Genomic DNA, 16874 nt, shown 5'->3' on the forward strand with positions numbered 1-16874 from the left:
CTCTCATAGGTCATTTACCCCCCCTTTACGGGAGAATATATCGGCCGCGTCCACCAAGACTGACCGGCACTGGTAATGCCAAACGTATTGGCCCAATTGACTGTTCCGAACCCATACGCCGCTCCTGTAAATTGGGTCATGAAGTTGGACCCGGTCAACGGAATTGCCGTATTAGGCAATTGAGCGAAATAATTTAATTCTTGCTTGACGAGTCCGCCTCCTATGGCGCCGCCCGCGAATGCGACCGCTATTCCCGCAGGCGTGGCATCCTCCTGTTTTAGAACTAAATAGGCGGCAGTCGAGGCCACACTGCCAGATCCCATGCCCTTAAGAAGCTGCCTATACCCCAGCGTAGCCGCTGGCGTTTTCGCCAGTTGGGAAGCAATAAACCCACTCCCCGCCGCATAAATACCTATCCCCGCGACTGCTGCTACTTGTGGACCCGCAATGGCAAATCCCAAGTCGTTTGCGAATTTCATCTGCGCTTGGGCACTGCGAAGATCTCTGGCAGGATCATATTGCTCCATGGTTTGATACCCATTGGCGTATAGCTCCGCCGATGTTGCCGTTTTCAGCCATTTCTCAGAACCAACCGCCGGAGGAATTTCGCAAAACAGAGTATTTTCAAGCTCTCGATTCCGCGCTGAATCCGCCAAGCCACGCAACGGCATAACGGAAGAAGATCCAGAGTCTTCCCGGTTTAATGGCCTTCCCGACAGCATGGCCGGGCCAGCTACCATCGCGCCGCCTTCAAGCGACAGCGCCCCCTCTCTTTGCGCACGCCCGAATTCCGCCACGAGCGCTTCATAGATCCCGTCGCCGGCGGTCGGCATTGGTCGCCGCAAAGCGTCTTGATGCCCCCATGCGGGAAGATCGCTTTCTTGCACGCGCAGCCCGCGCAACCGCACGCCATTCTTTTCCCACCCGCGTTGGGCCGCCAACTGCGCCTGCTCCACAATCGAATTACCCAGCGCATTCCCAAACGCATCCGTGGCGATCCGCACGGTATCTGCTTTGCCGCCCGTCAACACCGACGCGGCAATCCCTCCCACCGCGCCCGACACAAAACCTCGCGCCAGCCTGTCGCCGAAGTCCTGGGCATGGGGGAACCATTCGGCTCCCACCTCCGCGCCCACTCCCGCCCCGATACCCGCCGCCGCGACGCTCGTCCAACTGAACCGCGACTGCAACCCCGCCGCCACCGCGATCCCCTGGCTGAGCGTCGAGCTGACCATCGCCCGCTGCGCGATCTGCATGGTGGTCAACGTGGTGGCTGAGGGCGCGGCCTGGTTGACGGCAAACAGACTGCCGCCATTGGCGACGGTGCCGACGCCCGCGCTGACGCCCGCGCCGAGCGCGCTCAGCGCCACCCCGCTCCAACTGAATTTCGATTGCGCGCCGATGGCCATGCCCACGCCCTGGCTAACCGCGCTGCCCACTGCCCCGGCGGCCAGACCGATGCCCACGGCCGCCATGCCGGTGATGCCAGTCGCCGTGCCGGTCAGCACGGCCGCGCCCGTCGCCATCGTCGCGCCAAAGCCTGCCGCCGCCCCCGCCCCGGCCGCTGCTCCTGCGCCCGCTCCCGCTCCCGCAGCAGCCCCTGCACCCGCCACGGCAGGCGCCAGCGCCCCAGCCGTATACACCACCGCCACGACCGCCACCACCGCAACCAGAATCTTCCCGACCCCGCCGCAGCCGCCATGGTGACCGCCACCGCCGTACGCTTGCGGCGCGGGCATCGTCGGCTGTGTGTCGCCCAGCAGCTTGCCTGGATCGTAGGGTTTGAAGGTCTGGTAATTGTTGTGGCTGCCCGCCACCCGGTTCGGGATCGTCAGCGTGACGCCGACCCGCAGTTCGCGGTCGCTCGCCAGGCCGTTGGCTTCGGCGATCAGGTACCACAGGCGGCTGTCGCCGTAGGCGTGCTGTGCAATGCCCTGCAAAGTGTCGCCGGCCCGGACGCGGTATGCGCCGGGGCTGGCCGATGGGTTGTCGTTGCTGATCGGCCTGAAGCCCGCCGAGAAGTCATCCTCACCAACCGTCGGCCCTGCCGTGCCCAGGACCTCGCCATCGACCACCAGCGAGCGCGAGACCTTGCCGTTCTGCTCGCGCCGCAGGAGCTTGCCATGGGCGTCATTGACCAGCGTCTGGTTCTTGGCCCGGTCCTTGGAATCGGTTACGCCAACCAGATCGCCGTTGACGTCGTACTGGTACGTGGTCTGGCCCGCGTTCAGCGTCGTGCTGGTTCCCGACAGGCTGGCTTCCCGATAGCCTTCGTAGCGCGCGTAATCGTAGGTGTAGGTGTTGCTGTAGGGCCTGCCCTCGTACACGTCAACCCGGTACTGCGTGACGTTGCCCGCCCCGTCGTGGCCCAAGTAGGTCGTGGCATGGCTGCTGCTCAAGCCGCGCGCGGTCATCTTCAATGTCTGCGCGCTGGCAAGGCGGCCCGCTGCGTCGTAGGTGCTGCGCTGCTGCTCGCCCGCCAACCCCGAACGGTCGAAGAACGCCTTGCCCAGCGAGCCGTCGATGCCGCTGAGCACCAACCGGTCGGCCGCGTCGTAGTAGCGCGCATCCAGCAGATGCCCGTCGCGGCGCATCGTGCTCAAGCGGTTGAGCGCGTCGTAGGCGTAGGTCTCGGTGGTGTAACCCGCCGCCCTGCTGCCGTCGGACTGGATTTGCTTGTCCCAATGGGTGTCGCTCAGCCGGTTGCCGTTGGCGTCATAGGTCAGCTTGTGGCCCTGGGCCGCGTTGATCTCCAGGTTGGCATTGACCGCCTCGGCCGTGGTCTGCCGGTTCATCGCGTCGTAGCCGTACCAATCAATATGGCTACGCCAGGTTTCCGACGCGTCGGTGTATTGCGTTTCTATGCGCGTGCGGTTGCCGTTGGCGTCGTAGTCGATGTTTTGACGGAAGTAGCCGTCCGAGACCTCCCGCAGCCGGCCCAGCGCGTCATAGGCGATGCGGTTGTTCTGGTAGACCGCGCCGCCCTGCTCCATGCGCTCGCGCACCCGGTTGCCGGCGTGGTCGTAGGCATAATCGGTGAACTTGCCCATGGCGGCGTCGTGGATACTGGTAAGCTGCCCGGCCGCATCATGGGTGTAGATCAAGTGCTGGCCACGGGTGTTGCTCTGTTCCAGAAGTTGGCGGGCATGGTCGTAGCGGTAGGAATACTTGGCCCCACCGATGTCCACATGGCTGACCAGCAGGCCGGAGCCGTCGTAGGCCCAAGAGGCCGCGTTGCCGTTGCCGTCGACCTCGAAGACCTTGCGGCCATGCGCGTCGTAGGCGCTGCGCAGCTCCGCCGCCACGCCCGGCTTGCGCACGCCAACCAGGTTGCCGCGCAGGTCGTAGCGGTAATGGATAGTCTCTCCGGCGCCGTTGGTGGTGCTAAGCATGTTGCCCAGTTCGTCGTAGCGGATGCTCTCGGTGAGGGTCTTGGCGGCCGTGGCGGTCAGGGTGGCGCCGTCGCGCATGACATAGGCCGTCACGGCGGCATGAGCCGTCTGGATCAGGCGGCCCACGTTGTCGTAGGTGTACGTGGTGGTGTGGCCCCGCGCATCGGTCCAGGCGGTTTTTTCACCAAAGGCGTTGTAGCCGTAGCGGCATACGCCGCCATCGGCATGCAGTTCGGCGATGCAATTGCCGCCGGCGTCGTACTGAAGACCGTTGACGTTGCCGTTGGCATCGCGGCTGGCGACGTTGTTGCCCAGGGCGTCGTAGTACAGGTACGTGGCCGGACCCGCGCCAGCCGCGCCATCGGCGGACGGCCGGATTTCGGAGGTGACCTGGTTGGCGGCGTTGTAGGTGTAGCGTGTGATCCAGTAGAGCGAGCGCGGGTCGGTGACCGACCGCACGTTGCCCCAGCGGTCGTAGGTGCGTTCGACGCTCGGACGGCTCGATTGCGCGCCGCCGTTGACGCCAGCGGGCGTCCATGAGGCAGCCACGCCCAACTGGCCCGCCGCCGCGGCGCTGATCGCCTTGGGGTGGGCGGCGGTGGTACTGGACAGCGCGTAGCTGGCCGGCCGCCCCGGCCGCGTGTAGCCAGCGATGTACGGCGCGGCGCTCTGCGTCATGCCGGGACGCGGCGTGACGGGCGCCACCCAGACCTGCTCGGAGCGCGTTTCCGTGTGGTATCGGCCTCGATGGCGGCGGACGGCGCGGCTGCCGGGGTCGCGCACTCTAACCGTATAGGTCCGCGTCTCGTAGTGCCCCGGCGTTGCCGCCCCTTGGATAATGACGCCGATGCGGTGCTTGGACGGCTCGGACGCGCCGGCCGGCGTGTAGAGCAAGTCGAAGTCGTAATTGCCCACCGCCAGCGCGCCCAGGTTGACCCAGTAGGTCATGGCGAACGGCATGCCGCCGCCGAATCCGAAATGCATGAACCCGCCCAGGAAACGCTTTTCCAGCGCCACGCGGGTCCATGCCTCTGTGCCTTGCAGGCGGTATTGCAAGACCGCGCTGCCGCCAAAATCGCCCGGATCGCCTGTCGTCCAGCGCACTCCCGTATTCGCCGGGTCCAGCAGCAGGTTCTGCGTGATTGGCGCAATGCCCACCGGCGGCTCCCAGCGCGGGGCGATGGCGCCGGTCTTGTCGATGACGCCGGTGGCGTGCGCATACGCTGCGCCCGAGGCCCGATCGATCAGCAACAGCTCGTACTCGTAGGCGCCGGCGCCCAACGCGCTGCAATCCACCCCATCCTGCCCCGACCCGCGCGCCGCGACCGCCAACGAAGTCCAATCCCCATCTTCCGCAGGCCGGTAGCGGAACTGCGCCTCCACCCCCGCGCCAAAGGACGCCCAACTAAAAACGTCATTGCCGGCCGATCCGAACCCCATCGAGCCGCCGATCGTCGCCAGGTCGGGCGCATCGAGCGTCAAAGTACCGCTACCTTGGGGCGTGACGATGCCGTCACGCCCGATCCGCGACACCCGATATTCATAGCGGCCGATGGACAGGCTGGCCGCGTCATGGCGCAGCGACTTGCCGTAATCGACCAGCCCGGCTTCGCGCCAGTCGCCGCCAGCCTGGCGCAGTTCCAGCCTGATCCGCACTCCCGGATCGGCGGGCGCGGCGATATCGACGAAGTTGCCGCTCTGGCCGAACCGGCCTTGCTGATCGATGATGCGCTTCCAGTTGCCGTACGTGTCTTTCTTGTACACGCGCAGGCCCGTCACGCGGCTGATGCCGCCGTCATCACCGCCGCTGTCGTCCCAGCTAACGGTCACGCCCGAAGCCGCGATGCCGGACTCATAATGCCGGGTGATGCTGGTCGCCGTTCCGCCCGCGGTCAGATAATCCATGACAACGAGCACGTCGCCATCGCCCAGGCAGGCCAGGTCGCTCCAGCCCAGTTGCACGCGGTTCGCGCCGTACCAGCCGATATCGTCATCGTCGTCGTCCCCTGGACCATAGCCGTATTCCAGGTCCGCCGAGGCCTCTACCCGCGCCCAGGTATAGCCGCGATTCACGCTGACCCCGCCTTCGAGCGCCGAGCGTTCGGGCGCCAGGGTCCGCACCGCGTTGCCCAGCAGGTCATGGACTGTGTCTTCGCGCCGCAGATTGCGCATGGCGGCCGCCTGCGGCAGCGAACCGATCGCCGCCACATCGACATCGCCACCGCCCGCGCCGCCGCTCATCATGCTAGCGGTGGCCTTGCCTTGCAGGTTGTACAGGGCGATCCGGTCCAGGCCGTCGGCGCCGTGGCTGCGCACCACATTGCCCGCGTTGTCGTACTGGTACGACTCCTGGGTTGCACCGTTGACACCTCGGCGCACCACCTCGCCAAAAGCGTTGTATTCGGTGACGCTGTCGGTCCAGCCCGCCTGTTGCTGCGAGACCTCGAAAACACCCGGGCCATCGGCCTGGGCGTTGCTGCCTTCCCATCGGCTGACCCAATTGCCTGCGGCGTCCTGCTGCCAGACGCGGATGTAGTCCAACGACGCGATACCGCCTTGCGCCGCCTGATCATCGCGCCAGCGGATCGAAACCCCCGAGGCGGCCGAGGCCGCGCTGACATCCACCGTGCGGCTGGTGGCCACGCTGGCCATGCCGAAGGCGATGCCCACGCCATCGGCGTAGTCATCGTCATCATCATCGTCGTCGCCTCCGAGGTACTCCATGTAGCGCGTGCTCACGGTGCTGTAGTGCGCCTGCACGCGGACCAGGCCGCCGCCGGCATCGATCAGCGATGACCAGTTCAGGTCGATGGCGTTTTCGCCGGTCATGACGTATTTTTCGCGCCAGCGGAATTCCCTGGCCGACGATGACCAGCGCGTCTTGATGCCGTTGCCCGCCACGGCGGTGGAGGCCGGGTCGATCACCCGCGTCTGGCGCCCCAGCTTGTCGTACTCGAAGGCCTGGAACCAGGTCTTGACGCCGCCGTCGTTACCTGTGACGCCACGCCACTGCTTGGCGAGCTGGCCGGCGGCGTTGTAGGAGTAGCTAGTGCGCACGCCATTGGCATCGATCGTCTGGACCTTGTTGCCACGGCTGTCATAGCCCGCGTAGTTGTAGCGGTCCTGGCTGCTGGCGGCGTCGGCGATGTAGCCCGACTCCAGCGCCGAGGCGGTGCCGTTGGCGTGTTGCAGGATCAGCACCACGTTGCCGAGCGCGTCGCGGTGGAACGTGGTCAGCGGCGCATGGGTCTTGCCCGAGGCGTCCGCGCGCGACGGCTCGGCCGTGGCCGTGAGGCGACCCAACGCATCGTAGTAGCTGTAGGTGCGCGCGCCATTGACGTCTTCCACGAAGGTCTGGTTGCCCAGCGCGTCATGGCCGAAGGTGGTCTTCAGGTCGCCGCGCTGGATCGCGCCGTTGGATTGCTTACTGTATTCAACGTTGACGCGGGTTTCGGCAACCTTGCGCCCGAGCGCGTCGAACGCATAGGTCGTTAGCCGGTCGTCGACGTGCGCCGGCGGCAGGCGATAGCCCTGCGCGTTCCACGCCGTTGTTGGAGTGGCGTACTCGCGCACCGAGGTCTTGTTGCCCAGGCCGTCGTAAGACATGGCGGTGACGTAGCCAAGCGCGTCGACGCGGCCGGTCATGTTGCCGACACGGTCGTAGTACTGCCTCGTCGTCGCCCAGACCCGCGACACCGGGTTCACCAGCTCGCGCACCGCCGTCACCTGGCCGAACGCGTCGTATTCGGTACGGACAAGCTTGTTGCTGGTGAAATACTGCGCATCGGCAGCCGCCGACGAATCGTACGCGTAGATCTGCGACTGGCTGGTCTCGATCACGCGGCCCAGACGGTCGTAGCGCGTCGCCACACCACGATCGCCCCCGTGATCCAGGCCCGCCGCGTTGATGGCGGCGGCCACCGCCTCGGCGCTGATGCCCACGTAGCCATGGCTGGTCAGCGCGGTCTTGTTGGCATGACGCAGGCGCAGCGTCACATCCCCCTGCGCGTTACGCTCGTACTCGGTGACGTAGCCTTCGGCATCCACCTCGTATTTCAACGCGCCGGTCTTGTCGTAGACCTTGTAGCTGACCGCTCCGGCCACATCGCGGCCCGCGACCGCATTACCGAAGGCATCGTACAGGACGTCGGAGGCCAGCGAGACCGGCGCGCTTTCCTTGCGCGCTGCCGCTCCCGAAGCGCCGTTGGCGAGAACGTCGTCGGCGGCAGAGTCATATACATTGACCGGCGCGAACACGGTGCGGATCTGACGACCCGCGGCGTCATGGACGTAGCGGGTCGTTTTGGCCTGCGGCTGGCCATCGGCCTCGGTGCGCGACACCAGGTTTCCCAGACCGTCGTAGACGTTGCGCGTGACCATCGAAATGTTCTTGGCAGGACCCACGATCAGGTCACCGCTGCCCGACCAGCGAGTCTCTACGATGGAGGTCTGCGGCGATCGTTCCACCAACAGCCGGCCAGCCGCGTCGTACTCGTACGTCCACTGGTTGCCGGCCTTGTTGGTGAAACTGATCTTGTTGCCTACGCCGTCATAGGCATAGGACTCCAACTTGCCGAGGGAATCCGTCACGCGCAGCAGGCGGCCTTGCGGGTCATGGGCGAATCTGTCGACGCGGTCGCGCGCATTGTCGATGAGAAGCGCGGCTTGCACCTGCGACACACTTGGCGCAGCCCCCGCCAGGGTGACTTCGTGAGCGTACCGCCGCACACGGGTCACGTTGCCGCGCGTGTCGTAGCTGAACTGTGTTACGAAGCCGGCCGCGTCGATCTTGTAGACCGGCAGGCCGTTGGCGCCATACACGCTGCGGGTGCCGCGTCCTTGGCCATCGACGGCGGGCAGCCGTGCGGCCAAGGCCGCCAGCGTCAGGCTCGCGGGGTCCGCGCCCGCCAGGTCGGCGCCACCCAAAGGCGTCGAGAAGCGGTACGCTTCGAGCAGGTTTCCGACTGCGTCATAGGTGTTGCGCACCACTCCCCGTTCGGCATCGATCACCAGCACCGCCCGGCCGGCCGCATCGAATACCGATGTGGTGGCGCGGTCCAGTGCGCTGGGCCGCACCGACGCCAGGATGGCCGCGGCGGTGCGCGGCACATCGGCCTCGATCCGCCCGGCATGACGGATCACCTGCACGACGTTGCCGGTGGCATCCAGCACCTGGCGCGTCACCGCGCCGGTGGGATCGACGCTGGCGATGAGGCGACCCAGCCCATCGTAGACCCAGTCGCTGGTGCGATCTTTCGCGCCGCCGCGCACGCTGCGTGGATCGGCCCCCAGGGCTAGCGGCGCGGCGTACTGGATCTGACGCACCCGATTGCCGGCCGCGTCGTAGAAGTTGCGCGTCACCGCCCCAACGCCATCCATCGTGTAAGTCAAGCGGCCGGCAGGGTCATAGAGATTGACCTCACGCCGGTCGCGCATGGGGTCGGCCACCGCCGCCAGCGCCGCTTCGACCGCCGCCTCTGTCATGGCCGTATTCAACGGAATGCAGCCCGCATAAGCCACGCGCTCCAGCACATTGCCATCGGCATCGAAGCGCTGGCGCACCACGCTCCCCAGGCCGTCGACCTGCAAAACGGCCCGATTCAACGCGTCGTAGACCATGCGTTGATGCTGATCATAGACAGGGCTTGCCGGCGGCGCGGCGGGCCGTTGCGTGGCGCCGATGCTGGCGGCGGGCAACCGGTTGGCATAGACGATGCGTTCGACCAGATTGCCGTTGCCGTCATAGCGCATGGCGGCAACGTTGCCAGTGCCGCCAACCGTCATCGCGAGCCGGCCGTTGCCGTCGTAGTAGCGGTATTCGGCCGAGTCAGCCGCCTGCGGCGCGAGCATGGCGCGCAACTGCGCCTCGTTGTACGGCCCGCCGCCAAAGGTTTGGCTCAACGGCTCGGCATAGGTGATCACCGCCGAGACCTGATCGGCCGCGTCATAGCGGGTTTCCACCGCGCCACCTGCCAGGTCGACTTTGAGTACCGGGCGCCCGCGGCTATCGACTGCATACTGGGTACGGCCGCCGTCCGGCTCGACCCTGGCGATCAGATTATCGTTGAGGTCATAGGTATAGCGGGTCGTCAGCGCCAGGCCGTTGGGATCGATTGTCTCGCTGTCGCGGCGCCCCAGACTGTCATAGGTGTAGACCGTGACCACCCCGCTCGGCGCCGTCACCGTCAGGCGCTGGCCCGCCTCGTCATAGGTGTAGCGCGTGGTCAGATTCAGACCCGCCGCGTCCACGGTGGACGACAGCACACGGCCGGCCTTATCGAACGTCACAACCGTCTGGCAGCCCCCGGGGTCAGTAGTCTGGTACTGCCGCCCCTGCGCGTCGTAGCGGTACTGCGTCGACAGGTTCAGCCCACCCGGATCCATCGTGCGGCTCAGCCGCTGGCCCAGAGCGTCATAGGTGTAGACCGTCTTGACGCCACGGCCATCCACGGTTTCAGCCAGGCGGTTCAGGCGGTCATAGGCCTGGGTGGTGACTATGCCACCCATCTCGGTGCGAATCAGGCTGCCGTCGGCGTTGTAGGCGTGGCGAGTAACATCGCCGTTACCATCACGCACCTCCACGGCCTGGCCGAAGGCGTTGTGGATCGTGGTCACCGCCACGCCATCGGGCATAGTGACGGTGACGCTGCGCTGTTGCGCGTCGTAGGCATAGCGGGTACGCCGACCGAGTTCGTCGATGCGCCACAACACGTTGCCGAACCCGTCGTAGGAGGTCGACTTGGCACCCACGTTGTCATAGGTCAGGACCTCGCGCCCCAAGCGGTCGTATCGATGACTCACGACATGGCCGACGCCATCGCGCACCGTGATGATCCGCCCGAACGCGTCGTATTCGCGGGTATCCTTGCGCGCATATCCCAACGCATCGTCAGTGGATTGCGTCAACCGGCCCAGCCGGTCATGCGCCATGCGATCCGCACGGCTGATCGCGCCAGCGATCCGAGTCAGGCGCTGAACCTCGTTGCCAAACGCATCGTAGCGGTGCTCGATGACCCCGCCGGCGCCGTCCGTTTCCCTGGCCAGCCGGCCATCCTGCGTATAGGCATAGGTGGCATGAATATCCGCCTCGGCGTCGCGCGCGGCCGCGATCGCCCGGCGCAACGTGTCGTTGACCAGGCCGCCGTTCAGGCCCCGCAGCGAGACCGGCGTGCCGTAGCGGATGGTTTCCACCAACTGGCCGATGTTGTTGTAGACATTTTCCTGTACATGGCCCAGCGCGTTGATGGTGTGCGTCACGCGGCCGTTGGCGTCAAAGTAGTACAGCGTGCGTTGACCAGCCCCATCCATCATGGACGCGCGGCGTCCGGCGGCGTCATAGGTGTAGGTGACGCCATGGGTCTTCCAGATGGCATCGATTTCCGCCTGAGTCTGATTGCCGTTCAACTTGGCCGCGCCCTCCCCCGAGATTTCGCCGACCAGGCGGCCCAGCATGTCGTAGCGCGACAGCACACCGCGCGAGGCCACCGTGCCAACCGCCTTGACGGTGGACGTCAGCCGACCCATTTCGTCGTAAACGTACAGCGTCCGCGTACCGTCGGCGCCACGCTCGGACGACACCTGGTTCAGTCGCGTATAGGCGTACGTCCATACTTGGTCTTGCGGCGAGGACGCCGGCCGCATTCTGGCCAGATCCGGGGTGAAGGCAAACGCCATAGGCACGGCGTTGTTGGCCCCGTTCAACGAGGTGGCGTAGCGGATACGGGTCGTCAGATTACCGCTGGCGTCGTAGACACGCTCGGTAAGATAGCCTTCGGCATCGATCGTACCCACCAGGCGGCCTAGATTGTTATAGATGTTGTATTCGTCGATGTCCGCGTCGGCGGTTGCCGGCCGGATTTTCTCGAAGCTCGTGGCCGCAGTAACCGCCGCCGTACTGCGCGTCGCATAAGCGATCTGGCGTACATGCCGGCCCGAGCCGTCGTAGATGTATTCGACCACCGCGCCTTCGGGATCGACGGTGCCACACAGCTTGCCGTCTTCGGTGTAAAAGCGATAGGTGGTGGCATCACCAGCGCTCGCGGTGACCACGGCATGTTCCGGACGGCTGGGTTCCACCACGTTCCACGCAGCCATGCGCTGCGCGTACTTGGTCTCGCTCACCAGGCGGCCGACACCGTCATAGCGGTATTCGGTGAGCGCGTTGGTCTCGTCGATGGTCTTGGCCAAGCGGCCGGCCCCGTCATACAGGTTCCATACCGTGGTCGAACCGCCACTATCGGGCAGCAGCTGATCGATGGACGGGTTCAGCGGATTGCCCTGCGCGTCCGCCAGAGAGTCCGGATCCACCGTATTCATGTAGGTAATCGTGCGCCAGACCTGACCTGCGCCGTTGTAGACATATTGCTTGAGCGCACCGCCTGCATCCACGTCGCCCACCTTGCGGCCCTGCGTGTCGTACAACATGAAGGTGCGGCCGCCGCCAGGGTCGGCGGTCATGATCAGACGATCGTTCTTGTCGTAGGCATACCTGGTTTCACCTAGGTTGTTGCCCGCGGCGTCCTGCATCACCAGACTGACACGCTGGCCGGCCTTGTCGTAGGTGGAAACGGACTTGAGCCCGTTGGCCTGTGTCAGTACCACGCGGTTGCCTGTGTCGTCATACTGGGTCAGGCTGACGTTGCCCTGGGCATCCTGCACGGACAGCACCCGCCCCAGTCCATCATAGGAGTACGTCGTCGAGCCTCCCGTGGGCGACAATGTGTGCAGGAGGCGGCCGGCCTGGTCATACACGTAGCGCGTCAGGACCTGCTTGCCATCCAGCACACCCTCGCCCACATTATTGACTTCCGCGTAGGCAACGGTCTGCTGCAGCATGCCCCGGTAATCGTAGACCGCGTCCACGCGGCCGACGCGCTTAAGATTGGCGGCCGCAGCCCAGGCGACCATCTGCGCCTCTGAAGGCGCGTTGGTTGCACCGAAGCCGGTCAGCGGATGCACGTCGCCAGCATAGGTCAAGGTCGAGACGCGCTCTCCCCGGGCGTTGTAGCGATATTCCGTGACATTGCCTGCCGGGCTGAGCTGGAAACGCAGGTGCCCCGCCGCATCGTAGGTGTTGCGCGTGACCAGCGGCCCACCTAATGATGCGGAGAAAGTCTGGGATTGCGTGTACACGGTCTCGGTCAGAACCCGATTGGCGCTGTCAAACGTTCGCGACATTCCCATGCCATTGGAATCGATCCATCCCCCCGGGTTGCCATTGGCGTCGTAGTCCAGGTACAGCACCCGCTCGCCGGGCTCCACGATCGTTGCCAGTTTTCCGCTGGCGTCGTAGGTGTACTTGGTGGTGCGATCCGGCGCGCTGCCTTGCCCTGGGGTCCGCACGGATGTGATGGCGCCTCTGTCGTCGTAATCGACATAGGTATGTACGTTCTCTGGATCGACGACATACGCGCTGTTTCGACTCGGGTCGTAGCCATACCGCGTCAGGCGACCCAACGCATCGGTGAAATGGGAAACGCGATAGCTTCCACCGACCTGGGTGTATTGGAATGACAGCTGCGTGCCGTCGCTTTGCGAGACAGTGGCGATTCGATCGCTGCTGCCGTCGTAGGTGTAGAAGGTCTGGAAGACTTTGCCATCCGCAATCGAATTGTCTTGCGGCGACAGGTCGACCACCACTGCCGACAACCGTCCCAATGCATCGTAGCTGTACCGCACCCGGGTCTGGATGATTTCCACCCCGTCTTCTCGCGTTGCGGTGCGAATCTGAGCAAGATTTTCACCGGCGTAGTCATAGAACGTTATGCCGCCCCCGGCGTCAGTCACGCTGATCAATTTGCCGTTGGCACCATAGGCGAAGCTACGGGTGTTGCCGCTGATATCGGTGGACGTCAGGATACGACCTGCACCACTGCCTTCATAGCGTTCGGTCTGGCCGCTCTTTCCATCCCTCCAGAGGTACTGGCCGGTCGATACTTCCATTGCCAGGGAGCTTCGCGTTGAGGGCGCCCCAAGATTGACATACAGTCCCTTTGACGCGTCGTAGTGATAACTTTCTTCGGAACCGTCCTCATCCGTGCGATAAATCGCGCTACCGGCCGTATTCAACGGTCCCTCAAGACGCACCTTTTTGAGCGCCGCGCCGATCGACCACGCCTGCGCGTGCGCGCCACCGGCCAGACTGTTGTAGACCCGGGTCGATCCAAACATCGACCCAACTCCGGCCAACTGGTCGTCGATATTGCGGAATACCAGATTGCCGGTCGCCACGTTGACATAGACCTGCTCGGAACTGCGTCCGAGATTGGCGTTGCCGAGCACGCCACGTTCCCCGATTGTTCCCAACGAGGTCAGATTCAGGCCCAGGCTATATCCACTTACGATTGCGACCATTTCTTGGCAGTCCTTGCGTCATTGCGAGCTTGCCTTTGGCTAGCGCGGCTCGTACTCAAGTTCTCCGGCAAGCGCATGGGGCGTTTAATTCTCTCCATCGTCCTTTCGCAGACAACCGCGTGCCGCGCCCGACGCGCTGCAATACCGTTGCATGTCATAGGAAGTCGGCCTGCAAAAACTTGGCGCGGATCAGTTCCTGGCGCAGCAGCTCCAACGCAGCTTTGTGCAGTTGAGATACCCGGCCTTTACTGAGCGCCATCTCCGCCGCGATATCCCGGAACGGCATCTCCTGGAGGTAGTGGGCGCGGATAATATGCCGCTCGCGCTCAGGCAAGCGCGTCATCAGCGCGATCATGCGCTCACGTAGTTGCCTGAGCGCGACCTGCTGATAGGCGCCCAGATAGCCCACGGCCTCGGCGGCCTGCCATTCGATCAAGCCTGACCCTTCCAGCAACACACTCAACGCAACGCCCACCCCAGCCACGGCCAAGCGGCGAAACAGCGCCCTGGTGGATTCGAGGCCATCATCGCCGGTATCTCCCTCCAACCAGCCAGACATGCGATCTTCGAGTGCGATCACCTGCCGCTGGATAGCCAGCTGCTGCTGGCGTTCGGTCATCTTCTCAAGGCCGTTGAGAATCGATCCCGCCACGCGAGTCGTGGCATATGTCTTGAAGGCGGCCCCCAACCCCGGCTGAAACCTGTCGATGCATTCCAGCAACCCCACCGAGGCATACTGCAGGTAGTCATCGAATTCGAAACCTTGTCCGCCGCGACGCGAATACATGCGAGCCGCGATCGATCGAGCGTAAGGCAGGTAACGCGCGATCAGGTGTTCGCGCAACGCTGGCGTCGGCTTGGCGCGGAAGGCGACCCAAAGCCGATCCTCTTCGGCAGGCGACGAGTCGTTCCCTTCGCGGACATCCACGCTCATGATCGGCATGGCGACCGCCAAGTCACGGCCGAATACACTGACGCCACCGACGAGATCATGCTCACACTGGGAATTACCACGCTCGACATCGGAACCTCCATGGCGGCACGTCTCCGCGCCGACAGAGCCCGCCGGGAGGAATCGTTATTGCGAATTAGTTGCAATAACGTATATCCGTGCCCTGCCTGATGGAAGTTCTAGCGAACGAAAAGCGGACGAATACTCAGGAGATGACCAGCCGCGCGCGTGCTCAGGGAACCGGTCGTATCACCGGATGGAAGAACTGTATTGAGATGGTATTCACCAGACAGTTGGCCGCGTTGGGGCGTGGTCATATGACCCGAAGCCGGATTCTGCTGTGTCAATACCTGCATCCCCCAGGCAAGCTGGAGCTCATCGACACCTTCTTCGTCGGCACGCTCAAGGGCGTAGACAAGGTATCTGCAAGCCGTCCTGGACTGCTATAACCAATTTGCCTTTGGCCGGTTGTATAACAATAAACTGCCTCTGGCGGCGGTCCACGAGCGTCGAGCAGCTGGGCCTGCGCATCGAAACCCTGCTCTCGGACAATGGCAGGGAGTATTGCGGCAGGCCCGATCAGCTTCCGTTCGAATTGTTCCTGCGACTGGAAGGCATCAAGCATCGCACGCCCCGTGTCAGGCGACCGCAAAGCAACGGCTTTGTCGAACGGCTGCACCGCACACCTTGCGGGACGTGCACTTCTGAATTGCGGGTCGTACGACCTGGTATGAATCGATTGAGCAGATGCAGAGAGACTTCGATACCCATCTGCACCACTACAACCATGAGCGGCCGCATCAAGGCCGGATGATGGAAGGCAGAACTCCGGCGCAGAATTTAGATGCCAGCAAGACACAGCAGCCCGAACCGCAGGATGTATTCGCCGAGGCGACTTGAGAAAGCACCGGCTTGGGGCCGGTGTCAGGTTAATACCAGCTCAGTACAGTCCTTTTGCAAAGACCGGTGAAACTCGCTGAACCCACAGGAGGATTGCGATGAATTCGCGGAGAAACGTCAGTATCTGACTACGTTTAATTAAATACCACCACCTTCTAAAAAACGAAAGCCCCGGTAGCAGTATGCAACCGGGGCCTCTTCCTTTCTTTCACATTTAATGTAGTCTGACACGCTAAATCCGCTCAAATATAGTCCCTAAGATTTTTTGGCGCGCGCAGCCATCCACCTGCACATTTCTCTCATAGCATTTTCATCTTCGATAACAAGCATATAGTGCTCAAAATTAGCCGGACACCGAAGACCGTGCAAGGGCATCCCTGACTTCCACTCTTCGGGAACGGTTTCTAAAATCTCCCCGCATACAGGACTAAGAGTGCCCTAGACGCGATTCGCCAACGCATCAACCGCTCAGCGTCTGCGTCCCACAATCGCATAACGGAAAAAGGACGCCGGGAAAAGTTGGAACTGGCCACGGCCGCCGCACTTTTTAGTAAAGATATTTCTTTCGAAGAAATCACCAGGATCATGGACATGACGCCGAAGGCCATTCAGAAAATCCTCAGCAGGAAATAGGCTTCAATAGCAGGGGAAAATTCGCTTCCCGCCATGACACGTTAAATCCTCCTGAGATCCTGGCAACCCCTGAATTATGTTCACACCTTCGCCAAAACTCGTAAATAAACTCAGTATTTCACACATTAATTCACGAAGCCCCGCCCCCCCTTATCGAGCCCCCTCTACTTAACTTGGGGAATCGGAGCACGAGAAAACTCCGCAACACCATGCAGGCTATCAATATCAACCCCGACCCCTGGAATCTCAATGAATTCCAATCTAAGCGGGACAATCAATTTACGCAAATTGGGCAACTCATAAAACATCAAATCCGCAAGCAATGAAATATCGCGATCCGGCCTATCCTTCGCACTGTCGAGAGCGAGATATTCCATTAGGTTTGCGACCTTCCCATCAGAGCTTAGCAACACACCAAAATGCGGGGGTGTGGCTATTAGTCGACTTACCCCTACCCTTACATAGCCAAGCCTTCGCATCCGATTAATTAAAAGATCCGCTTCAGCACTCGTTGCCTTTCTTGGCAAGCCCGCAGATTGATCTTTTCCATTCTCCAGAACATATGAAATATTTGACGTAAGCAGGCCATCTCTAAGAGCCTCCCATAAAGCAGGATTCTTATTTGGATCTGATGGGAAATACAT

Annotated in this window: 3 protein-coding genes and 1 pseudogene; 1 reads left to right on the plus strand and 3 read right to left on the minus strand. The window is 63.0% G+C overall.

The genetic code is table 11. The features are described 5' to 3' along the window. Window positions 1–14 precede the first annotated feature (14 nt). Window positions 15–13673 (minus strand): LysM peptidoglycan-binding domain-containing protein, encoded by a 13659-nt coding sequence (locus AC6CR5_RS08270; RefSeq protein ID WP_498085484.1) that lies wholly within the window; start codon window positions 13671–13673, stop codon window positions 15–17. Window positions 13674–13899: 226 nt separating this feature from the next. Continuing rightward, window positions 13900–14688, minus strand: coding sequence for a sigma-70 family RNA polymerase sigma factor (locus tag AC6CR5_RS08275; RefSeq protein ID WP_498085485.1), 789 nt, complete (start codon window positions 14686–14688; stop codon window positions 13900–13902). Between the two features lie 359 nt (window positions 14689–15047). Between AC6CR5_RS08275 and AC6CR5_RS08280 the strand changes: the two are divergent. Further along, window positions 15048–15597, plus strand: a pseudogene (locus AC6CR5_RS08280) (integrase core domain-containing protein); the annotation flags it as partial. A gap of 797 nt (window positions 15598–16394) precedes the next feature. Here AC6CR5_RS08280 and AC6CR5_RS08285 read toward each other — a convergent pair. Continuing rightward, window positions 16395–16874, minus strand: coding sequence for a hypothetical protein (locus AC6CR5_RS08285; protein ID WP_498085486.1), 480 nt, complete (start codon window positions 16872–16874; stop codon window positions 16395–16397).

The sequence above is a fragment of the Achromobacter sp. EG18 genome (assembly GCF_059759395.1).